At 72.5% G+C, this 21254-nt stretch carries 16 protein-coding genes; 7 read left to right on the top strand and 9 right to left on the bottom strand.

Annotated features, from left to right (window positions below; genetic code table 11):
• Nucleotides 1-69: 69 nt before the first annotated feature.
• A complete protein-coding gene (locus tag ACFV9J_RS34435; protein WP_385361098.1) occupies nt 70-357 on the bottom strand; it encodes an ArsR family transcriptional regulator in 288 nt (95 codons plus the stop codon).
• A 129-nt stretch (nt 358-486) separates the two neighbouring features.
• On the opposite strand from ACFV9J_RS34435, the gene ACFV9J_RS34430 reads away from it, so the two are divergent.
• A complete protein-coding gene (locus tag ACFV9J_RS34430) occupies nt 487-900 on the top strand; it encodes a MarR family winged helix-turn-helix transcriptional regulator (protein ID WP_385361096.1) in 414 nt (137 codons plus the stop codon).
• Between the two features lie 34 nt (nt 901-934).
• Here the strand turns inward: ACFV9J_RS34430 and ACFV9J_RS34425 are convergent, their stop codons facing one another.
• Entirely contained in the window at nt 935-1345 is a 411-nt protein-coding gene (locus ACFV9J_RS34425) for an SseB family protein (protein ID WP_385361094.1), read from the bottom strand.
• A 224-nt stretch (nt 1346-1569) separates the two neighbouring features.
• Here ACFV9J_RS34425 and ACFV9J_RS34420 point away from each other — a divergent pair, with 224 nt between their 5' ends.
• Entirely contained in the window at nt 1570-3024 is a 1455-nt protein-coding gene (locus tag ACFV9J_RS34420) for a glyceraldehyde-3-phosphate dehydrogenase (protein WP_385361092.1), read from the top strand.
• A gap of 64 nt (nt 3025-3088) precedes the next feature.
• On the opposite strand, the gene ACFV9J_RS34415 is transcribed toward ACFV9J_RS34420, so the two are convergent.
• From ACFV9J_RS34415 to ACFV9J_RS34390, 6 genes are all read right to left on the bottom strand, one after another.
• A complete protein-coding gene (locus ACFV9J_RS34415; protein ID WP_385361089.1) occupies nt 3089-3769 on the bottom strand; it encodes an N-acetylmannosamine-6-phosphate 2-epimerase in 681 nt (226 codons plus the stop codon).
• Nucleotides 3766-4713 carry an ROK family protein gene (locus tag ACFV9J_RS34410; RefSeq protein WP_385361087.1) on the bottom strand — a complete coding sequence of 316 codons (948 nt, stop codon included), beginning with the start codon at nt 4711-4713 and terminating at the stop codon, nt 3766-3768. The genes ACFV9J_RS34415 and ACFV9J_RS34410 overlap by 4 nt, the downstream gene beginning before the upstream one ends.
• Entirely contained in the window at nt 4710-5669 is a 960-nt protein-coding gene (locus ACFV9J_RS34405) for a dihydrodipicolinate synthase family protein (protein ID WP_385361085.1), read from the bottom strand. Before ACFV9J_RS34405 ends, ACFV9J_RS34410 begins: the two co-directional genes overlap by 4 nt.
• 88 nt (nt 5670-5757) lie before the next feature.
• Entirely contained in the window at nt 5758-7242 is a 1485-nt protein-coding gene (locus ACFV9J_RS34400; protein WP_385361083.1) for an exo-alpha-sialidase, read from the bottom strand.
• Between the two features lie 26 nt (nt 7243-7268).
• Nucleotides 7269-8291 carry an acetylxylan esterase gene (locus tag ACFV9J_RS34395; RefSeq protein WP_385361081.1) on the bottom strand — a complete coding sequence of 341 codons (1023 nt, stop codon included), beginning with the start codon at nt 8289-8291 and terminating at the stop codon, nt 7269-7271.
• A 266-nt stretch (nt 8292-8557) separates the two neighbouring features.
• Nucleotides 8558-9310 carry a FadR/GntR family transcriptional regulator gene (locus ACFV9J_RS34390; protein WP_385361079.1) on the bottom strand — a complete coding sequence of 251 codons (753 nt, stop codon included), beginning with the start codon at nt 9308-9310 and terminating at the stop codon, nt 8558-8560.
• A gap of 186 nt (nt 9311-9496) precedes the next feature.
• On the opposite strand from ACFV9J_RS34390, the gene ACFV9J_RS34385 reads away from it, so the two are divergent.
• The 5 genes from ACFV9J_RS34385 (at nt 9497) to ACFV9J_RS34365 (ending at nt 17439) form a co-directional block, all read left to right on the top strand.
• A complete protein-coding gene (locus tag ACFV9J_RS34385) occupies nt 9497-11050 on the top strand; it encodes an ABC transporter substrate-binding protein (RefSeq protein WP_385361076.1) in 1554 nt (517 codons plus the stop codon).
• Nucleotides 11051-11129: 79 nt separating this feature from the next.
• Nucleotides 11130-12080, top strand: coding sequence for an ABC transporter permease (locus ACFV9J_RS34380; protein WP_385361073.1), 951 nt, complete (start codon nt 11130-11132; stop codon nt 12078-12080).
• The gene (locus ACFV9J_RS34375; protein ID WP_385361071.1) at nt 12080-14044 is read left to right on the top strand and encodes a dipeptide/oligopeptide/nickel ABC transporter permease/ATP-binding protein; all 1965 of its coding nucleotides are present in this window, start codon (nt 12080-12082) and stop codon (nt 14042-14044) included. The genes ACFV9J_RS34380 and ACFV9J_RS34375 overlap by 1 nt, the downstream gene beginning before the upstream one ends.
• Entirely contained in the window at nt 14041-15060 is a 1020-nt protein-coding gene (locus tag ACFV9J_RS34370) for an oligopeptide/dipeptide ABC transporter ATP-binding protein (RefSeq protein ID WP_385361069.1), read from the top strand. The genes ACFV9J_RS34375 and ACFV9J_RS34370 overlap by 4 nt, the downstream gene beginning before the upstream one ends.
• Nucleotides 15061-15156: 96 nt before the next feature.
• The gene (locus ACFV9J_RS34365; protein WP_385361067.1) at nt 15157-17439 is read left to right on the top strand and encodes a hypothetical protein; all 2283 of its coding nucleotides are present in this window, start codon (nt 15157-15159) and stop codon (nt 17437-17439) included.
• Between the two features lie 36 nt (nt 17440-17475).
• Here the strand turns inward: ACFV9J_RS34365 and ACFV9J_RS34360 are convergent, their stop codons facing one another.
• Nucleotides 17476-20871 (bottom strand): CARDB domain-containing protein, encoded by a 3396-nt coding sequence (locus ACFV9J_RS34360; RefSeq protein WP_385361064.1) that lies wholly within the window; start codon nt 20869-20871, stop codon nt 17476-17478.
• Nucleotides 20872-21254: the final 383 nt, after the last annotated feature.

Raw genomic sequence — 21254 nt, 5'->3', positions numbered from 1 at the left:
GCGTAACGCCGCGGCGGCGCCCGGGTCGCTCCGGGAGAGCGCCCGGCTCCCGCCGGGAGGCGTCCGCGCCTACCAGCCCTTCTCGAACATCCGGGCCACCTCGGCGATCCGCACCTCGTCGCGCCGGTAGTAGGTGCGGCGGCGGATCCGGGTGGCGCGCAGCAGGCCGAGACGGGTGAGGAGCCCGAGGTGGCTCTCGGCCACCCGGCGGGAGACGCCCAGCCCGGCGGCGACGGAGCCCGCGTGGACACCGTGCTCCGCGGGGTCGACGTGACGCTGCGGCGGGAAGTGCGCGGCCGGGTCCTTCAGCCACTCCAGGATGTCGAGACGGGTGCCGTGCACGGGGGTCCTCGGCATCTCGTCCTCCCTCCGTGCGGGCCCGCCCGTACCGTGTCCCTCCACCTTCCCGCAGCCGGACCCCGGTTGTCCGGCAACCGGGCCATTTGCACATTCAACCAATATCGGTTCCGGTGCTACCGTTCTGTCATGGGAGCGAGGACGGCCGGTGCGCCGCTCGAGGAACGGTGGCGGGACATCCTGTCGGTGCACGCACGCACGATGTGCGAGATCGACCGGGCACTGCACCCGCACGGGCTGGGCGCGAGCGACTTCGAGGTGCTCGACCTCCTCGTGACCGGGGCGCCCGACGACGGCGACCGGTGCCGGGTGCAGAACCTGGTCGGCCGGGTCCACCTCAGTCAGAGCGCGCTGTCCCGGCTCATCGCCCGGCTGGAGAAGGACGGGTTGGTGCGGCGCTCCATGTGCGCGGAGGACCGGCGCGGCGTGTACGTCACGCCGACCGCCAGGGGCCGGGAGCTGCACGCCGAGATACTGCCGCTGCAGCGGGCCGCGCTGGCCCGCACGCTCGGCGGGGACGACGACGAAGGCCCGCGCCCCTGATCAGGGACGCGGGCCTCCGCTCCGGCCTCGGGGCTCAGGGGCGGGCCAGCAGGGTGCGCACGCCGTCCGAGGTGAGGGTGAGCCGGTGCTCCGAGCCGGCGTCGATGGACAGCGACAGGTCGTCGGCCGGCCACTGCGCGGCGAGGGCGCCCAGCGGCACCATGCGGTAGCGGGAGACGTACGGCAGCAGGTCGGCCATCTCCAGTTCCGAGGTGAACACGGGCACCACCTGACCGCCGCCCTGCTGCTCCAGGACCGGCAGGGCCAGCATCCCGGGGTCGGCGGCGTCCTGGTCGTTCGCGTCGTCGGGCACCGGCACGAGGACGTCGCTGCTCGCGAGCGTGTCGAGCGCCGTCGTGTTGTCGGCGGTCTCGGTGGTCTCGGCGAGCGTGTCCAGTGCCCGCTGCGCGGGTGTCACGGGGTGGTCGTTCGCGGGTGTCTCCATGGCGTTTTCCCTGGTAGCGGCGGCGTTGCGGCCCGCACGCACGATCGGCGCGGACGCGGTCCAGCCTCGCGTACCCGGTCACCCACGGCGCAACCCCGTTCGAGCCACCTGCACGATCCCGTACTCATATCCCGTACTCATCTGATCAGCAAGGGGCCCACTTGATCGATCAGTAACGCGGTGGGGTTAGCATATGAGCGCCGCCTAGCTCGAAAGATAGAGACGTGACTGCCAACGACGACTCGTTCACCAACTGGAAGCACCGCGAAGAGACCGCGGAATCGATGATCCCGATGATCGGGAAGCTGCACCGGGAGCAGGACGTCACGATCCTGCTGCACAGCCGTTCCCTGGTGAACAAGTCGGTGGTCAGCATCCTCAAGACCCACCGCTTCGCCCGCCAGATCGCCGGGGCGGAGCTGTCGGTCACCGAGACGATGCCCTTCCTGCGCGCGCTCACCGCGCTGGACCTCGGTCCCTCGCAGATCGACATCGGCATGCTCGCCGCGACCCACCGGAGCGACGACCGCGGTCTGTCGGTCGAGGAGTTCACGGCCGAGGCCGTCGCCGGGGCCACCGGCGCCAACAAGATCGACCGGCGGGACGGCCGCGACGTGGTCCTGTACGGCTTCGGCCGCATCGGCCGGCTCGTCGCCCGCCTGCTCATCGAGAAGGCCGGGTCGGGCAACGGGCTGCGGCTGCGCGCCATCGTCGTCCGCGGGGGCGGGGAGCGGGCCGCCGAGGACATCGTCAAGCGCGCCTCGCTGCTGCGCCGCGACTCCGTGCACGGCCAGTTCCAGGGCACCATCACCGTCGACGAGGACAACAGGACGATCCTCGCCAACGGCAACGCCATCAAGGTGATCTACGCGGACGACCCGACGCAGGTCGACTACACGGCGTACGGCATCAAGGACGCCATCCTCATCGACAACACCGGCAAGTGGCGCGACCGCGAGGGCCTGTCGAAGCACCTGCGTCCGGGCATCGACAAGGTTGTGCTGACCGCGCCGGGCAAGGGCGACGTCCCGAACATCGTCCACGGCGTCAACCACGACACCATCAAGCCGGACGAGCGGATCCTGTCCTGCGCGTCCTGCACCACCAACGCGATCGTCCCGCCGCTGAAGGCGATGGAGGACGAGTACGGCGTGCTGCGCGGTCACGTGGAGACGGTGCACTCCTTCACCAACGACCAGAACCTGCTGGACAACTACCACAAGTCGGACCGCCGCGGCCGCAGCGCGCCGCTGAACATGGTCATCACGGAGACGGGTGCCGCCTCCGCGGTCGCCAAGGCGCTGCCCGACCTCAAGGCGCGGATCACCGGCAGCTCCATCCGGGTGCCGGTGCCGGACGTGTCGATCGCGATCCTCAACCTCCAGCTGGCCCGCGAGGCGAGCCGCGAAGAGGTCGTGGACCACCTGCGCGAGGTGTCGCTGACCTCGCCGCTCAAGCGCCAGATCGACTTCATCGGCGCGCCCGACGCCGTCTCCAGCGACTTCATCGGCTCGCGCCACGCCTCGATCGTGGACGCGGGCGCGCTGAAGGTCGAGGGCGACAACGCGATCCTCTACCTCTGGTACGACAACGAGTTCGGCTACTCCTGCCAGGTCGTCCGCGTCGTGCAGCACGTCTCCGGGGTGGAGTACCCGACGTACCCGGCTCCGGCGGTCTGAGCGCGGCACACACGGGCATGGGGCGGTGGGAGGTCTTCTCCCGCCGCCCCTCGCGCGTGCCGGGTCAGGACGCCAGGGCGTCCGCGAAGAGCCGGGTCAGCGCCGTCGGTGCCGTGATGGCGGTGCCCACGACGACGCTGTGCGCACCGGCGGCGAGCGCCCGGGCGGCCTGCTCGGGCGTCGCCATACGGCCCTCGGCGATCACCGGGGTGCCGAGCGCACCGGCGAGGTCGGTCACGAGCGCCAGATCGGGGGCGTCCTGCACCGGGGAGCCCGGCACGTAGCCGGACAGCGTGGTGCCGAGGAAGTCCGCCCCCTGGCCGGCTGCCGCGCGGCCCTCGCCGAGCGTCGACACGTCGGCCATGACCAGGGCGCCCGCCGCGTGGACGGCCTCGACCAGCTCGGCGAAGGTGCTGCCGTCGGGCCGCGGACGCGCGGTGGCGTCGGCGGCGACGACCGCGGCCCCCGCCTCGACCAGGGCCAGCGCGTGGCGCACGGTCGGGGTGATGAAGACGCCGCTGTCGCCGTCCTTCCACAGGCCGATCACCGGAAGGTCGACGGCCGCGGCGGTGGCGGCGACGACCTCCGGGTCGTTGACGCGTACGGCCGCAGCGCCGCCGGAGCGCGCCGCCAGGGTCATGCGGACCAGGGTGTCGGTGTGGCGCATCGGGTCGCCGGGAGGTGCCTGGCAGGACACGATCAGGCGGCCCTTGAGCCGCTCGGCCAGGGACGGGGGCGGGGTCATGACGGGGCTCCAGTGGTGGGGGGCCGGTGCAGGGGCAGGGTGCGGGGCAGCGCGGCCGCCCCGAGGACCGCGGCGTCGGCGCCGCCCCGCGGCGGGCGCGGGCGCAGGTCGCGCAGCGGGGGCATGAGTTCGGCGGCGAAGGCCGCGCACAGGGCGTCCCGGTACAGGGCGCCGATGCGGGGCACGCCGCCGGCGACGACGACGCGGTGCGGTCCGAGCGCGTTGGCGAGGCCGCCGAGGACCCGGCCCGTCGCGCGGGCGCCGAGCGTGATGGCGGCGGTGGCGTGCGGGTCGCCCTGGGCCGCGCGTGCGGCGACGGTCTGGAGGCGGTCGGCCGGTCGACCGCCGAGCCGTGCGCAGTGGGCGGTGATGGCGGGGCCCGCCGCGACGGCCTCCAGGTGGCCGGTGGCTCCGCAGGTGCAGGGCAGCCCGTCGGCCTCCGGGCTGGGCAGGTGCCCGAGGTGCCCGGCGATTCCGGCGGCGCCGTGCAGCATGCGTCCCGCCGCGGCGATGGCCCCGCCGACTCCGGTGCCGACGGCGGCGTAGAGGAGGGTGCGGTCGTCGTCGGGGCCGTCCAGTTCCGTCGCGGCGGCGGCGCGTACGTCGTTGTCGCAGGCGACGGGGAGTCCGGTACGGGTGGCGAGACCGGCCGCGAGGGCGGTGCCGGCCCAGCCGCGGATGGTGTCGGTGGCGCTGGTGACGGTCCCGGTGACGGGGTCGATGACGCCGGCCGCGGCGACGCCGATCGCGGTGGTGCCGTGGACCCGTACCGCGCGGGCGGCGATGGCCAGGGCGTCCAGCACCACCTCGGCGCCCTCCGTCGCCGGGGTGGGCAGGGTGTGCCGGGCGAGCACCGTGCCGTCGGACCCGACCAGGGCGGCGGCGATCTTGGTGCCGCCCAGGTCGAGGCCGATGACCGGTGCGTCCGGGTGCGGTGCGGTCATCGGACCGGCAGCAGCCCGGCGCCGCGCAGGTGCCGCTCGACGTGGGCGACCGCGTCCTCGCCCAGCTGGATCTGCGGCGCGGCGGTAATGCCGTGGCTGAACACGCCGAGCAGCCGCAGGGCGTGCTTGAAGGCGCCGATGGCCGAGGAGTTGCGGCCCATCTCGCTCTCCGGGCCCGCGTCGACCAGGCCGAACAGCTCGACGAGCCGCTCCTGTTCCTTGGCCGCGCCGTCCAGGTCGCCGCCGCGCACGGCGTCGTAGAGGCGGACGTATCCGGCGGGGTCGACGTTGCCGAGGCCCGGGACCACGCCGTCGGCGCCGGCCAGCAGGGCGGCGTCCACGGTCAGTTCGGAGCCGGTGAGGATGCTGAAGGAGGGGGCGGGGCCGTCGGCGCGGCCGTGGCGTCCGCCCAGTTCGACGACGAGCCGGCGCAGGCCGCCCTCGTCGCCGCTGCTGTCCTTGAGCCCGGCCAGCGTGCCGTCCTCGGCGAGTTCGCGCACCAGGGCGGCGGAGAGCTTGCTGTGCACCGAGACGGGGAGGTCGTAGGCGTACAGGGGCAGGTCGACGGCGGAGCGGATCGCGCGGAAGTGGGCGGCGATCTCGCGCGGGTGGGTGCGGGCGTAGAAGGGGGCGGTGGCCACCAGGGCGTCGGCCCCGGCCTCGCGGGCGGCCTCGGCGTGCACGAGCACCCGGGGGGTGGTCGTGTCGATGACACCGGCGAGGACGGGGACGCGGCCCGCGACCGCCTCGACGACCGTGTCGAGGGCGACGGCCCGCTGCCGGTCGGTGAGGAAGGCGACCTCGCTGCTGGAGCCCAGGGCGAACAGCCCGTGCACTCCCCCGCCGACGAGGTGCTCGACGAGCCGGGCGAGCGAGGCGGTGTCGACTTCGCCCGACGCGTCCAGAGGAGTGCAGACGGGCGGCACGACGCCGCTCAGGGGCTGGGACGAGGACATGGTGTTTCTCCTGGGCTGTGCGGGTGGTGGTACGGGTGGAACGGGCCGCCGGGCGCCGGGGTGCCGGTGCCGGGCGGCCCGTGGCCGGCTACGGCTGGGTGACGGTGAGCGTCTTGTCGCCGTAGGAGTGCCGGCGGCCGCGGACCTCGTAGGCCGCGGTGGCCCGCACGTCGCCCGCGGTGGCGTTCGCGGGGACCGTGACGGGGATCTTCGTGTTCGCGCCCTGACCGGGGTCGAGGGCGGGCACGGCGGTCTCCGGGGCGCTCCAGCCGTCGGGCAGGTCGAGCGAGACCGTGCCGGCCGGCAGCCGTACGTCGTTCTGGCTGACGACGCGGACGGTGACGGTGGTGGTCTGCCCGGCGGGCAGGGAGGCGGGCGAGGTGACGGTGACCGGCGCGCAGACTCCGCCGAGCCACGTCAGGTCGAAGGAGGAGTAGGTGATGTGGTCGACGTTGCCCCGCTCCCACAGCAGGCCCATGCCCGGGTTGGGGCCCGTGCCGTCGCTGAGCGGGGTGAGCGTCGAGTAGGCGGCGGCGCCGGACTCGACGGTCCTGCGCACCGGCCAGGTCTGCCCGTTGTCGCAGGAGAGGCGGACGGTGAGGTTGCTGCGGCTGCCGGTCGTCGCGGTGTTGCTGAACATGAGCCACGAGGCGCGCGGGTGCGAGGCGTCCACGTTCGGCGCGAAACGCGTGACGGAGCCGTTGTTGGCCGGGTCCGGCAGCTCGGTGTCCTGCTGGAAGGGGCTGTAGGTGACGCCGCCGTCGGTGGAGTAGGCGACCGTGCGGTACGGCTTGGAGCGGTTGTTGAGCATGACGCGGCCGTCGGACAGCTCGACGGTCTTGTTCTCGTCGCCGCCGGGGCCGACGGGGGTGCCCGTCCTCCAGGTGGCGCCGTGGTCGTCGCTGTAGGCGCTGACCGCGTAGTTGGCGCCGTTCCTGCGGATGGCGTACTGCTGGATCAGGCGGCCCTTGTGGGTGCCGTGGCGCAGCTGGATGCCCTCGCCGGAGGCGGCGAACATGCCGGCCCAGGAGGGGTCCTTGACGTCGGCGGTGATCCGCTCGTGCTGCCAGGTGAGGCCGTCGTCGTCGGAGTAGCTGTAGTCGGCCTGGAGGACGTCCGGGTCGCTCTCGTCGTTGCCGGTGGCGGAACCGAAGAAGCCCTGGTTCACGGAGGCCGCGTAGAAGAGGAAGACGCGGCCGGTCTCGCGGTCGACGAGGAGGCTGGGGTCGCCGTAGCCCTTGGGGGCGGCGTCCTTGCGCACGACCTGCTGGGCCTGCCAGGTGGTGCCGCCGTCGGTGCTGCGCCTGAGGACGACGCCGATGTTGCCGGGCAGGTCGCCGAGGGTGGGGCGGGCGTCGTAGGCGGCGAGCAGGGTGCCCTCGGTGGTCCGGGTCAGGGCGGGGATGCGGTAGTAGGGGGAGCCGGTGCCCGCGGTGGCCAGGTCCTGGGAGGTGAGGGTCCCGGCGGCCGCGGCGGCCTTGTGGGGGGAGTCGGCGGCGTGGGCGGCGGGGACGGTGGTGCCCAGGACGGCCAGGGCTGCGGTGCCGACGGCCAGGGTGACTCTTCGCTGCATGAACAGGCCTCTTCTCGGGTGAGGGATCAGGCGAGTCGGGGGGCGTGCGGTGCGGTCGAGGCGGTGGGGGCCTCGGGGCGGGAGGCGGTGAGCAGCTCGCGCACCCAGGCGAGTTGTTCGCGGCGGTGGTGGCCGCCGCCGCCCTCGTGGCCGTTGAACCCGTAGACGCGCAGGTCCTTGGGGCCGCCGTAGCGGTGGTAGGCCGCGAAGCTCGTCGAAGGCGGGCAGACGTCGTCCATCATCGCGATGGAGAAGAGCGACGGGGCGGTGGCGCGGGCGGCCAGCAGCGCGGCGTCGACGTAGGACAGGGTGGTGAAGACGGCCTCGGTGCGGTCGCGGTGCAGCCGCAGGTACTCGGCGACCTCGGTGTAGGGCGGCCGGGCCGCGATCGTCGCGCCGCGCCGGATGTCGCAGAGGAAGGGGACGTCGGGCATCACCCCGGCCAGGCCCGGCACGAGCCCGGCCACCGCGAGGGCGATGCCGCCGCCCTGGCTGACGCCGGTGACGACGACCTTGTCCCGGTCCACGGCGGGGTGGGCGAGGGCGGCCTCCACGAAGCGCACCGCGTCGGTGAACACCCGCCGGTAGTAGTGGTCGTGGGGGCTTTCGACGCCGCGGGTGAGGAACCCGGGGACGGTGCCGTTCAGGGCGGCGGTGTCGGGGGTGTCGCCGCCCGCGGTGGACCAGCCCTGGCCGCGCGTGTCCATGATGAGGTGGGCGTAACCGGCGTTGGCCCAGAGCACCTGCTCGTGCGGCAGGCCGCGACCGCGCCCGTAGCCGAGGAACTCCACCACGCAGCCGAGCGGTGCGCTCCTGCGGGCGGGCAGGTGCAGCCAGCCCCGGACGGGCTCACCGGCGAACCCCGGCACCGTGACGTCGTGCGTCGTCACCTCGGTCAGGCCGGTCTCCACCGGCGTGAAGCCGGACGCGCCGCCGGCGTCCCGGGCCTCGCGGAGGGTCTGCTCCCAGAAGGCGTCGAGGTCGGCGGGCTCGTCGAGGTCGGGCCGCAGTGCCAGGCACTGGGCGAGGGTGAGGTCCGTCAGTGGCATGGAGGGGCCCCGGTGGGTGAGGCGTGCGCGCGGCGCAGCACGGAGGAACGGGAGGGACCGGCCGGACCGGTCCCGACGAGGAGAGCGGTTCGCCGGAGCGGTTCACTCTCGATCAGCAGACGTCTGATGTCTGCTGATCGAGGACATTAGAGATCCCGCAGACGACCGTCAAGTGCCCGTCCCCCGGGCCGCGCGCCGGACCTCCCGGCCCCGGGCGCGAAGAAGGCGCCCCCGGCGGGGGCGCCTTCACCGTCCGTGCGACCCGGTCAGCGCCGGGCGCGGGCCTCCTCGATCCGCAGGCGCACCGGCGCGTAGTGCTCGGCGAGGGCCGCCGCGAACTCGACCGGGTCGCGGTCGCGCACGGCGTCCACGATGCGCTGGTGGTTGGCGATGGTGGCCGCCTCGTGCTCGCGGGTGAACACGTCGAGATGCGGCGCGACGATGACGTAGACGTCCCAGAAGGCCGCCGAGAGCTGGCCGATGAGGTCGTTGCCGAGCGGGGCCAGGAGCAGCGTGTGGAAGGCCCGGTCCGCCTCGACGAACCCGTGCCCCTCCCCCGCGCCGGCCCTGCGCATCTCGTCGACGTGCGCCTCGAGCCGGCCGATCTGCTCCTCGTCCAGCGAGGCGACGAGCCGCTCGGCCATGCCCCGTTCGAACAGCTCCCGGACCTCGATGAGGTCGCTCATCACCTGGAAGTCGTCGTCGGGACTGAGCAGACCGCGGAAGGTCAGGCTCTCCACCAGGGCGGACAGGCTCAGCCTGCCCACGTAGGTGCCGTGCCCGTGCCGCACCTCGACGATGTCGAGTGCGGTGAGGATCCTGATCGCCTCCCGCACGCTGGACCGGCTCGCGCCGAGCGCCTCGCACAGGGCGGGCTCGGTCGGCAGCGGATCCCCCGGCCGCAGATCGTTGCGCAGGATGTAGGCCTTGATGCCGTCGACGACCTCCTGGCGCAACGGTTGTCGTGCCGTCTTGGGCTCCGGCTCTCTCGGCCGAATCGCCCTTTGCCCCACCGCCACCTCTTGACCCCTCTCACTTGCCCGGCTACGTTCCCACGTTATCAAGCATCAGACATCAGACGTCTGATGCGCCGTCGGTGAGGCGCCGACCACGCTCGCCTCCTCCACCTTGCTCGACTCTCATCTCCCCGCCTGGAGGACTCCTTGTCCGCGCGCAGTGCAGCCGGCGTCGATCGCCGCACCTTCATGAGATACACCAGTGCCATCGGTGTGGCGACCGCGGTCACCACGGGCCTGACGGCCTGCGGAGGACCGGCCTCCAGCAAGGACGGCACCGGCGGCTCGGGCAGTGGCGGCGACACCATCGAGGCCGGGCTGTCCTATCCGCTGTCCACCGGCTTCGACCCGATGATCACCTCGGGTGCGACCCCGTACGCGGCCAACATGCACATCTTCGAGGGGCTGGTCGACCTCGACCCGGTCACGCTCGTGGCGCGCCCGGCGCTGGCGACCGGGATGCCCAAGAAGATCAACGCGACCACCTACCGGGCCACCCTGCGCGAGGGCGCGACCTTCCACGACGGCTCGGCGGTCACCGCGGACGACGTGGTGTTCAGCTTCGAGCGGGTCCTGGACGAGGCGAACGCCTCGCTGATGGCGCAGTTCGTCCCGTTCGTCGACCGGGTCACGGCCGTCGACGAGTCGACTGTGGAGTTCAAGCTGAAGTACGCCTTCGCGCTCTTCCCCTCCCGCATATCCGTGGTGCGGATCGTGCCGAAGAAGATCGCGGGCGCGGACGCCAAGTCCTTCGACGCCAGGCCCGTCGGCACCGGCCCGTACAGGTTCGTCTCGGCGGTCCGCGAGGACAAGATCGTCATGGAGGCGTACGACAAGTACAACGGCCCCCACCCGGCCAAGGCCAAGAAGATGATCTGGCGGCTGATGTCCGACCCGTCCGCCCGGGTCAGCGCGCTCAAGTCGGGCCGCGTGCAGGCCATCGAGGACGTGCCCTACATCGACGTCAAGGGCTTCACCGGCCAGGACAAGGTGGAGTCGGTCCAGTCCTTCGGGCTGCTCTTCCTGATGTTCAACTGCGCCGACCAGCGGTTCGGGGACAAGCGGGTGCGCCAGGCGCTGCACTACGCCCTGGACACCGAGAAGATCATCTCCACCGCGCTGCTCGGCAACGCCGAGGCCGCCTCCGGCTACGTCCCGGCCACCCACCCGGACTACCACAAGGCCGCCACCGTCTACGCGCACGACCCGGCCAAGGCCAAGAAGCTGCTCGCCGAGGCGGGCGTGGACAAGCTCTCCTTCACGCTGATGCTCACCGACAACGGCTGGGTCAAGGACATCGCGCCGCTGATCAAGGAGAGCTGGGCCGCGGTCGGCGTCGACGCCGAGCTGGACATCCAGCAGTCCGCGGCCCAGTACGCCGAGATCGACCAGGGCAACTTCGACGCACTGGCCGCGCCGGGCGACCCGTCCGTCTTCGGCAACGACGCCGACCTGCTGCTGCGCTGGTTCTACTACGGCTTCTGGCCGGAGAACCGTTACGGCTGGAAGGGCAGCGACGCCTACAAGCAGACCAGGTCGCTGCTCGACAAGGCCGCCGCGGAGGCCGACGAGGCCAAGCGCAAGGAGCTGTGGGGCCAGGTCACCGACCTGGTCGCCGACGAGGCCGCCCTGTACCCGATCCTGCACCGCAAGCTGCCCACCGCCTGGCGGGAGGGGGCGCTGAGCGGGTTCGAGCCGCTGCCCACCACCGGACTGTCCTTCCTCGACGTCGGCCGGGGCTGACCCCGCACGCCCAGGCCGCCGGGCCGCCGCCGCGCCACCACCGGCGGCGGCCCCCGCCCCAATCGCTAGGAACCTCACGATGGTTGCATTCCTCCGGCTCGCGCTGCGCCGCGTCGCGATGATGCCGGTGATGGTCCTCGGCATCGCGCTGCTGGTCTTCGTGGTCCTCCAGTTCTCGCCGACCGACCCCGCGTACAACGCGCTGGGCGAGTCGGCGAGCCCCGAGGCGCGAGCGGCGTTCGCCGAGGCCAACGGTCTCAACGACCCCTTGCCCGTGCGCTACTTCGCCTTCCTGGGTGACCTGCTGCGCGGGGACCTCGGCGTCACCATGTCGCCCAGTCAGCCCGTCACCGACCGGATCGCCACCGCGTTCCCGCTCACCCTGCAACTGACCCTGCTCGGCCTGACGCTGGCCGTCGTGCTGGCGCTGGTCTTCGGTGTCCTCAGCGCGGTCTACCGGGACCGCTGGCCGGACCAGGTCTTCCGGGTGCTGTCGATGGCCGGCATCGCGCTGCCCTCGTTCTGGATCGGTGTGCTGCTCATCCAGCAGTTCGCGCTGAACATGCCGCTCTTCCCGACCGGCGGCTACGTCAACCCGGCCGACTCCTTCTCCGGCTGGATCGAGAGCATGGCGCTGCCCGCGTTCTCCCTCGCCCTGCCCGTCGCCTCCTCGCTGGCCCGCCTCATCCGCACCTCGATGGTCACCGAACTCGACCGCGACTACGTGCGCACCGCCAAGGGCAGCGGCCTGCCGCCGTTCCTGATCATCCGCTCGGTGCTGCGCAACGCCCTGGTCACCCCGCTGACCGTGCTCGGCGTCAAGGTCGGCTACATGCTCAGCGGCGCCGTCGTCATCGAGGCGATCTTCGACCTGCCCGGCATGGGCAAGCTGATCCTCGAGGGTGTCAACGGCGGCGACGTCGGTCTGGTCCAGGGCACCGTGCTCACCATCGCGATCGCCTTCCTCGTGGTCAACGTCGTCGTCGACCTGCTCTACCTGCTCGTCAACCCGCGCATCAGGACGGTGTGATGTTCGCTCCACGCTCCCTCGCCGGGCACCTCGCCCGGCCCGGCACCCGCCTGCGCCGGCTGCCCGTGCCCTCCCGGATCGCCCTCGGACTCCTCCTCGTGGTGGTGCTCGGCGCGGTGTTCGCGCCGCTGCTCACCCAGGACCCGCTCGCCACCGGCATCCCCGCGCAGGCGCCGGGCGCCGACCACTGGTTCGGCACCGACCGGGCCGGCCGCGACGTGTTCGCCCGGGTCGTGCACGGTGCGCGCTACTCCCTGGTCATCGGACTCGGCGCCACCCTGCTCGCCCTGGTCCTGGGCTCCGCCCTGGGCGCGCTGGCGGCCACCTCGCGCAGGCTCGCCGACGAGTCGGTGATGCGCACGCTCGACGTCGTCATGTCCTTCCCGCCGATCGCGCTGGCCGCCGTGCTCGTCGCGGTCTTCGGGCCCAGCGTGCCGGTCATCATCTTCACCATCGCGTTCGTCTACTCGCCCTCGCTGGCCCGCGTGGTGCGGGCCAACGTGCTGGAGCAGTACGGCGAGGACTACGTCGCCGCCGAGCGGGTCGTCGGCGCCCGCCGCGGCTACATCGTGGCCCGGCACGTCGCGATCAACTGCGCGGCGCCGGTGCTGGTGTTCGCGACGGTCATGGTGGCCGACTCCATCATCTTCGAGGCGAGCCTGTCCTTCATCGGCGCCGGTGTGCAGGACCCCGACCCGAGCTGGGGCAGCGTGCTGGCCTACGGCCGGCAGATCCTGCTGTCCGGCGGCTGGTGGGCGACCCTCTTCCCCGGTCTGTGCGTGCTGGTCACGGTGCTCGCGCTGAACGTGCTCTCCGAGGGCATGACCGACGCCGCCGCCTCCCCGGACAGGTCCCGCACCGGCGGCACCGACGCCGACGACAGCGCCGGCGCCCCCGCTCCCGCGGCGGACGAGGCCGAGGTGAACGCCGCGCTCGCCGAACTGGCGGCCCGGCTGGGGGCCATGGAGCCCGCCGTGCCGCCGCTCGCCGAGGACGCGGCCGACCTGCTCGTCGTACGGGACCTGTCCATCCGCTTCCCGGACCGCTACGGCGACACCCTCGTCGTCGACGGCATCTCCTTCACCGTCCGCGAGGGCGAGACCCTCGGCCTGGTCGGCGAGTCGGGCTGCGGCAAGTCGATCACCAGCCTGGCGGTCATGGGCCTGCTGGCCCGCAACGCCGAGGCCGAGGGCGAGATCCGCTACCGGGGCCGCGACCTGCTGAAGCTGGCGCCGAAGGAGCGCCGGGCGCTGATGGGTCCGGAGATCGCGATGGTCTACCAGGACGCCATGTCGTCCCTGAACCCGTCCGTGCTGATCGGCACCCAGCTGAAGTGGCTCACCTCCCGCGGCGGCACCCGCACCCCCGCCGAGCTGCTCGAACTGGTCGGCCTCTCCCCCGAGCGCACCCTGCGCAGCTACCCGCACGAGCTGTCCGGCGGCCAGCGCCAGCGCGTGCTGATCGCCATGGCCCTGTCCCGCGGCCCGCGCCTGCTGATCGCCGACGAGCCGACCACCGCCCTCGACGTCACCGTGCAGGCCCAGGTCGTCGAGCTGCTGGTCCGGCTCCGCGACGAACTCGGCTTCGCGATGGTCCTCGTCTCCCACGACCTCGCCCTGGTCGGCGACCTCGCCCACCGGGTCGCGGTGATGTACGCCGGTCAGGTCGCCGAGGCCGGTGACACCCGTGCGCTGCTGACCGATCCGGCGCACCACTACAGCCGGGGGCTGCTCGGCTCGGTCGTCTCACTGGAGTCGGGCGCCGGGCGGCTGCACCAGATCCGCGGCGTCGTACCGGCCCCGAAGGCGTTCGGTCCGGGCTGCCGGTTCGCCTCCCGCTGCGCCGCCGCCACCGACCTGTGCGCCACCACGCCGCCGCCCGCCACCGACCGGGAGGCCGGCCTGGACCACCACTTCGCCTGCCACCACCCGGCGCCCGCGAAGTCGCTGGAGGGTGCCCGATGACCGCCACCGAGGACCGCACCATGGACCCACTCGTCCGGCTCGACCGCATCCACGTACGGCACCGGGCCCGCAGCGGCGGCATCCTGCGCCGGGACGCCGTGCACGCCCTGACCGACACCTCGCTGGAAGTCCGGCCCGGCGAGATCCTCGGCCTGGTCGGCGAGTCGGGCTGCGGCAAGTCCACGCTGGCCCGCGTGGTCACCGGACTGCAGCGCCCCACCGAGGGACACGTGTACTTCCGGGGCCGGGACCTGTGGACGATGGGCGCCGCCGAGCGCCGCACCGGGTTCGGAGCCGCCGTCGGCGTGGTCTTCCAGGACGCCTCCACCGCGCTCAACCCGAGGCTGCCGGTGCGCCGGATCCTGCGCGACCCGCTGGACGTGCACCGGCGCGGCACGCGGGCCGGGCGGGAGGAACGGGTGGCGGAACTGCTCGACCTGGTCGGGCTGCCCGGGCACACCCTGGACGCGCTGCCGGGTCAGCTGTCCGGCGGCCAGCGCCAGCGGGTGGCCATCGCCCGCGCCCTGGCCCTGGAGCCGGAGCTGATCGTCGCCGACGAGCCCACCAGCGCCCTGGACGTGTCGGTGCGCGCCCAGATCCTCAACCTGCTGGTGGACCTGCGCGCCCGGCTGGGCCTCGGCATGGTGTTCATCTCGCACGACGTCCAGACGGTCCGGTACCTCGCGGACCGCATCGCGGTGCTGTACCTGGGCCGCGTGGTCGAGGAGGGCGGGTCCGCCGAGGTCTCCGGCGCCTCCCGGCACCCGTACACCGAGGCGCTGCTCTCCGCGACGCCGAGCCTGCTGGAGCGGCCCGAGCGGATCGTGCTGCACGGCCCGGTGCCCTCGGCCACCCACCCGCCCTCCGGCTGCCCGTTCCGCACCCGCTGCTGGAAGGCGGACGACGCCTGCGCCACCGTCTTCCCGGCGGCGGCAGAGGGACCCGGGGCGCATCGGTGGCACTGCGTCCATCCGCAGGGGAGCGACGCACCGGACGGGGCGCCGGCCGGAAGCTGACGGGTATCGGCCGGCCCCGGCCGGGGCATGCGTGTGAGGGCACGCCCCGTCCGGGTGCCGTGCGGCACTACGGCCGGCTGATACGAGAATGGTTCCATGAACGCACTGGTTCGGCGCTCGCCCTGGGTCGAGGTGCTGGTCTGGTGCGTGGCCGTGCTGAGCCTGACCGTCCTGGCCGCGGCGGCCGTCGTCCGCAGTACGGTGCTGGACCCCGGGTTCTACGGCCAGGTGCTGGAGGACGAGCACGCCTACCAGCGCTTCTACGACGAGGTGCTGGTGGACCCGCGCAGTACGCCGTTCACCAGCGACCTGCTGGAGCGGCTGCCCGTTCCGCAGTCGACCATCACCTCGAACCTCAAGGTGGTGGTCCCGCCCGAGACGCTGCGGACCATGGGCCAGGGGCAGATCGCGGAAATGGTCCACTACCTGGAGGGCGACCGCGAGCGGCTGCGGATCACGGTCGACCTGGAGCCCGTCGTCGCGAACGTCGAACGGCTCAGCCAGGCGTACTTCGGTGATGCCGTCGCGGCGCTGCAGAAGCGGTCCGAACCCGACTTCCAGGCCTTCGTGCAGCACCTGAGTGAGCTGGTGGCGCAGGTGGTGGCCGGTGAGGCGCCGCTGGACGAGCTGCCGACGCTGCCGCTCTCCCGCAGCCAGGCGGACGCGGCCACGGACGCGCTGATGCGGCTGGTGCCGGACGGCGCGGCGCGCGACGGCGTCAGATCGACCGTGTTGACGGCCCTGGACCGGGGCGACGTGGCCTCCGCCCTGGCCGCGATCGCCCCGGTGGCCCTGACCGACCAGGTCCGGGACGCCGCCGAGGAGCTGTTGCGGGAGGCGAAGCAGGGCACGTGGGTGGTGAGCGTCGACGTCGACCCCGGGACCGAGGCACTGGCTCCGCTGGACCGTGCCCGCAAGGTCACCCGCCTCTTCCAGGAGGTGGTGGAACCGGCGGCGGCCGTGCTGTGCGCCGCCGCGCTGACCCTGCTGTGGTTCCTGCGGCCGTCGCCCGCCAAGCGCCGGCTGATTCCGCTGGGCTGGGTGCCGGCCGCCGCCGCCTCGCTCATGGCGCTCACCGTGCTCGTGCTGCGGCTCACGCTGGGCGACACGCTGTTCGGCACCCCGCCGTCCTGGCCGCCCGCGGCCACGGGGCTGCTCGCCGACGTGCAGGCCGCCGCGCTCGACCGGCTGCTGACCTCCGCCGTCGTCGTCGCGGTGATCCTGCTCGCCGCGGGCGCGCTGCTGATCACCGTCGGCTGGGTCTGGCAGACCCGGCCCAGCGTGCCGGTCCTCACCGATCCGCGGCACGTTCCGGCGCTGACCTTCACGGTCACCGCCGTCGCCCTCGTCGGGACGATGCTGGCGCCGGTGGCGATCAGCGGTTCCTCCCCGCGGATCTGCCAGGGCAGTGCCGAGCTGTGCGACGCCCGCTACGACGAGATCGCCCAGCTCGCGTCGCACAACGCGATGGCGACGACCGCGGACCGGTTCATCGGTCCCCTCCAGGACCCGGACATCGTCGGTCAGCTGGGCGCCGGGTCGCGGGTCCTGCTGCTCGACACGCACCGCTGGGAGCGGCCCGAGGAGGTCGCGGAGCGGCTGAGCACCTCCGACTTCTCCCCCGCCGAGCGCCGTCGGCTGACCGCGATCCTGCAACGGGTGAACCCGCCCCATCCGGGCCTGTGGCTGTGCCACTCGGTGTGCGGCGCCGGGGCCCTCGAACTGGAGCCGGCGCTGCGGCAGATCGGCGAGTGGCTGCGCGACAACCCCACGGAGATCGTCACGCTGATCCTCCAGGACGGCGTGGACGCGGTGACGACGCAGGACGCCTTCGTCCGGGCCGGTCTCTCGGACCTGCTGTACGAGCCGGACCGGGACCCGGACCGTCCCTGGCCGACGCTCGGGGACATGATCGACAGCGGTCGGCGGCTGGTCGTCTTCGCGGAGAAGGCGGACGGACCCGCGCCCTGGTACCGGAACCTGTACCGGTACGGCATGGAGACGCCCTTCGCCTTCCGCAGCCCGGACGAGATGTCGTGCCTGCCCAACCGGGGCGGTTCGGACAAGCGGCTGTTCCTGCTGAACCACTTCGTCACGGCGGGCGGCGGGCTGCGGCTGGACGCCGGGGTCGTCAACTCGCGGCAGCGGGTGCTGGAGCGGGCGCACACCTGTGAACGGCAGCGCGGCAGACCGGTCAACTTCATCGCGGTGGACTACGCGACGATCGGCGACGCGCTCGGCGCGGTGAACGAGCTCAACGCCGAACGCGTCGAGGACGACCCCCGCGTCCCGGTCGAGCGCACCCCGGGGCGGATCCCGGACGCGGCGGAAGCCCGGCGACGCGGTGGTGCTCCGCGCCGCCGGGCGGCTTTTAGGTGACCGGCTGCTGCTACCGGCCGGTTCCGGCCGGCCCGCCTACTGGTTGATCTTGAACTGGGAGCCGGGTTCGATCCGTATGTCCTCCTCCGCCGAGTTGGTGATGGTGACGTCGGTCAGGGTCGCGCTGCCGCGGGCGCCGCCCATGGCGAGGATGCCGGAGCCGTTGTTCGACTTGTCGATGCGGACGTTCTCGATCTTCACGTCCGGCATCGCGCCGCCTCCCGTCTTGAACTGGATGCCGTCGTAGGTCGAGTCGAGGATCTCGGTGTCCCGGATGGTCACGCCCGGGATGTCCTTGCCTTGGGCGAAGAGGGTGATGGCACCGAACTCCTGGTCCTCGTTCCAGAACGCGCCGCCCGTGCGGTGCAGGGCGTTGCCCGCGATGAGGGTCTGCCCGGAGAAGGGCAGCGGGTCGTGGTCGGTGGCGAGCATGATGCCGGGGTAGTTCATGGTGTCGGAGACGACGTTGTTCTCGATGGTGTTGCCGTAGCCGCCGTACACCGCGATGCCGTTGGCCCGCCACGGCAGCTGGATCGTGTTGTTGCGGAAGTGGTTGTCGTGGCCGATGTCCACGGACGTGTCCTTCACGTACTTGTTGGCCCAGACCGCGAGCGAGTCGTCGCCGGTGGTGCGGAAGGAGGAGTTGTAGACGGTGGAGTTGCGGGTGCCGTTGGAGAAGTTGATGCCGTCGGCGTAGGTGTCGCGGATGCGCATGCCGGTGAACTCCAGGCCGTCGGCGGGGCCCCACAGCTCGGGGATGTTCGAGTAGTCGCGGCCGACCCAGACACCGACGTTGGCGTGCTCGATCCACACGTTGCTGATCTTGGTGCCCTTGCCGAAGCGGCCGTTGAGCCCGACACCGCCCTCCGCGTTGCCGTCGCCGCCGCGGATGGTGCCCGAGCCGAAGATGGCGATGTCGGAGATCTGCGTGTTGCCGTCGATGTCGAAGCCGAAGTTGCCCTCGTGCGGGTGGTTGATGCCGCCGGCCTCCTGCGGCGGGGTCAGGGTGTAGAGCTGGGAGTGCCACATGCCGGCGCCGCGGACGGTGACGTCGCTGATGCCGACCTGGTTGTACTGGCCGCGGTTCTGCGGGTCGTCGGTGAGGATCTTCTGTTCCTGGCGCCACTGCCCGGCAGGGATCCAGACGCAGTCGATCTTCCCGTTCTGGTCGTCGGTGACGGCGCGCTGGATGGCGTCGGTGTCGTCGAGTCCGTCGCCGGGGACGGCCCCGTACTCGGTGATGGAGGTGCACTCGGCGGGCTTGGCCTTGGCGGGCGCGACCTGCTCCAGGTCGATCAGGTCGATGACGTAGAAGTCGCCCGAGTCGCCCGAGTCGCGCTGGAGGCGGAACTCGGTGCCCTGCGGGAAGGTCCGGTCGAGGAGTGCGTGGGACTCGTCGAAGAGGCGCCGGGCGTCGCCGCCGGGCCGGTTGGTGAGGCCCTCCGGGTCGTCGGTGCTGCCGTAGAGCCAGCTGTGCTTGGACGACAGGTTGAGCTTCTGCACGAACTCGCCGTCGGCGTAGAGGCTGATGGTGGCCTCGGCTCCGCCGCCGCCGGGGGCGTCGGGGATGGAGTTGCGCACCACGATTGAGTTGGTGGGCGTGGTGGAGGTGAACTCGACGTACTCGCCGGTCGCGTCGAGCCGGACGGACTCGCGGCCCGAGGACTCGGTGCCGAAGTTGGTGTGCCCGAAGGTCCGCTTGGCGTCGGTCTTGAGCAGCGTGCCGTCGTATCGGCCGTCCTCCGCCTCGTACTCGGTGTACGGGACGGCGGCGCCGCGTCCGACGACGAGGGACTTGGCGAGCACGTTGTTGTTCTCGTTGGTCTCGGCGACCCGTGCGGTGGCGTCGGCGGTGGCGGTGAGGGTGACCCCGCCGCTCGTCGCCTTCCAGGTGCCGCTGACCGGCACGTTCACCGTGGCGCCTGCCGCGACCTGCCCGGTGGTGCCGTCCAGGGTGGTGGTGCCGGCCTGGACCCGGGTCACCGAGCCCGCCTCGACGGCGCTGGTGCCGCGGTTGTGCACGGCGACGGTGAAGGAGACCTCGGCGCCCACCGCCGGGTTGGCCGGGTTGGTGGTGATGGAGCGCACTTCGAGGTCGGGTCCTGGCGCCCGGTCGACGACGAGGCGGTCGGCGGCGGAGCGGCTGTTGTTGGTGTCGTCCAGTTCGGCGACGGTGTCCTTCGGGTCGGCCACGGCGGCGACCGCGTAGCTGCCGGCCGCGTGGGTGCCGGTGGAGACGGCGACCTCGGCGGACTCGCCGGGGTCGAGCGCGGGGACCGCGGCGCTGCCGGCCGTGGTGCCCTCCACGGTGACCTCGGTGGTGGTCGCGGCCGAGGCCGCGGTGCCGGCGTTGCGGACCGTGGCGTTCACGGTGACCTCGTCGCGCTCGTTCGGCGCGGCGGGCGACCAGTCGAGGCCGGTGACGGTGAGGTCGGGCGCGGGTGCGGCGCTGCCGAGGACCTGGAACTCGGCGACCTGGCCGCCGGGGGCGCCGGTGTTGGAGAAGAACCGGAGCCGTACGTCGGAGACCCGGCCGCTGACCGGGATGGTCACCGCGTTGTCCTGGCCCGGGCTGAAGGCGTAGTCGGCGCGGTCGCGCAGCGAGGTGAAGCCGTCCTCGCCCTGGGCCCGTCCGAACACCTGGATGCTCTGGGTGCGGGCGGACCACACCGGGTCCGGATTGAGCTTGACGACGACACCGCTGACGTCGGCGTCGGAGCCGAGCTTCACGGTGAGGTCGGCCGGGTTGCCGGCGGCCTCCCAGTACGTGGAGGTGGAGTCGTCGGTGGCGTTGGCGGCGACGTAGTTCTGGGTGGTGGAGGTGGCCTCGACCGGCTTGTTGCGGGCGAGGTTGGTGCCGGTGGGCGGCGGGCCGGTGTCGACGTCGTCGCCGTACACCTCCAGTTCGGCCAGTTGCGCCGCGTTCCAGCCGGTGTTGCCGGTGATGTCGACGCGGACGTAGCGGGCCTCGGAGGGGGTGTCGAGGTCGATGGCGACGGTGCCGGCCTGCGCCGGGCCGAACGCCCGGCCGTCCGAGGCGTCGAGGCTGTGGAACGTAGAGCCGTCGGTGCTGCCCCGCAGGGAGAGCGTCTGGGTCCGGTTCTCCCAGCCGGCGGGCAGTTTGAGGACCACCCGGTCGACGTCGCGGGCGGTGCCGAGATCGACCTGGAGCCACGCGGGGAAGGTGCCGGCCGACCCCTCCCAGTAGGTGGCCTGCTGTCCGTCGGTGGCATTGCCGGCCGGGTAGGCGCCGTGCGAGCCGCCTGCCTTGGCGGGGCGGCCGAGGGCCAGGTTGACGTCGGCGGCGGCCGTCACCGGCTCCGTCGCCGCCTGCGCGGTGGCGGCGAGGGGCAGTGGCAGCAGCCCGAGGGTCATCAGCCCGGCGACGGCGGCGCCCGTGAGCGTCCGACGGCCGAGAGATCTCCGTCTCATGGGGGTCCTCTGTTCCGTGGGGAGTCGGGGAGGGCGCGGCGGCCCGGCAGTTGGGGGGAAGCACCGAATCTGCGCGCCAATTGAGCAGGACAGTCGATTCTTTGCGGAAAGTGCGTCATCAGGTTTCTAGCGCGTCACCGGTTTGTCAACGGTCGCGGTTGGGGCGGAAATTGACACGTAAACGACTTGCGTTGCTTGCGACGGGCTTGCGCAGCACTTGAACTGGCAACAAAGGGAGGGCGAGCGGTGAACGGACCGTTCCCAGCCCGCAAGTCACGCAAGTCATGCACGAGGTGGAGCAACAGAGGGGGCAAGCACAAGGGCCGGGGCGGGCCCCCCCCGGGTGGGGGCGGGCCCGGGCGGGCGGGGGGGGCCCCGCGCGC

Origin of the sequence: Streptomyces sp. NPDC059906, assembly GCF_042730645.1 — a bacterium.
GTDB lineage: Bacteria > Actinomycetota > Actinomycetes > Streptomycetales > Streptomycetaceae > Streptomyces > Streptomyces rubrogriseus.
Note: the sequence above shows the minus strand (reverse complement) of the source record. Positions and strands in the feature narration are given on the sequence as shown.

Bases quoted from the DNA above. Each gene is read 5' to 3' on its own strand.
- ACFV9J_RS34360 (WP_385361064.1), bottom strand. From the start codon at position 20,871: ATGAGACGGAGATCTCTCGGCCGTCGGACGCTCACGGGCGCCGCCGTC.
- ACFV9J_RS34400 (WP_385361083.1), bottom strand. From the start codon at position 7,242: ATGCAGCGAAGAGTCACCCTGGCCGTCGGCACCGCAGCCCTGGCCGTC.
- ACFV9J_RS34385 (WP_385361076.1), top strand. From the start codon at position 9,497: ATGAGATACACCAGTGCCATCGGTGTGGCGACCGCGGTCACCACGGGC.
- ACFV9J_RS34425 (WP_385361094.1), bottom strand. From the start codon at position 1,345: ATGGAGACACCCGCGAACGACCACCCCGTGACACCCGCGCAGCGGGCA.
- ACFV9J_RS34435 (WP_385361098.1), bottom strand. From the start codon at position 357: ATGCCGAGGACCCCCGTGCACGGCACCCGTCTCGACATCCTGGAGTGG.
- ACFV9J_RS34405 (WP_385361085.1), bottom strand. From the start codon at position 5,669: ATGTCCTCGTCCCAGCCCCTGAGCGGCGTCGTGCCGCCCGTCTGCACT.
- ACFV9J_RS34430 (WP_385361096.1), top strand. From the start codon at position 487: ATGGGAGCGAGGACGGCCGGTGCGCCGCTCGAGGAACGGTGGCGGGAC.
- ACFV9J_RS34380 (WP_385361073.1), top strand. From the start codon at position 11,130: ATGGTTGCATTCCTCCGGCTCGCGCTGCGCCGCGTCGCGATGATGCCG.
- ACFV9J_RS34395 (WP_385361081.1), bottom strand. From the start codon at position 8,291: ATGCCACTGACGGACCTCACCCTCGCCCAGTGCCTGGCACTGCGGCCC.
- ACFV9J_RS34415 (WP_385361089.1), bottom strand. From the start codon at position 3,769: ATGACCCCGCCCCCGTCCCTGGCCGAGCGGCTCAAGGGCCGCCTGATC.
- ACFV9J_RS34375 (WP_385361071.1), top strand. From the start codon at position 12,080: ATGTTCGCTCCACGCTCCCTCGCCGGGCACCTCGCCCGGCCCGGCACC.
- ACFV9J_RS34370 (WP_385361069.1), top strand. From the start codon at position 14,041: ATGACCGCCACCGAGGACCGCACCATGGACCCACTCGTCCGGCTCGAC.
- ACFV9J_RS34410 (WP_385361087.1), bottom strand. From the start codon at position 4,713: ATGACCGCACCGCACCCGGACGCACCGGTCATCGGCCTCGACCTGGGC.
- ACFV9J_RS34365 (WP_385361067.1), top strand. From the start codon at position 15,157: ATGAACGCACTGGTTCGGCGCTCGCCCTGGGTCGAGGTGCTGGTCTGG.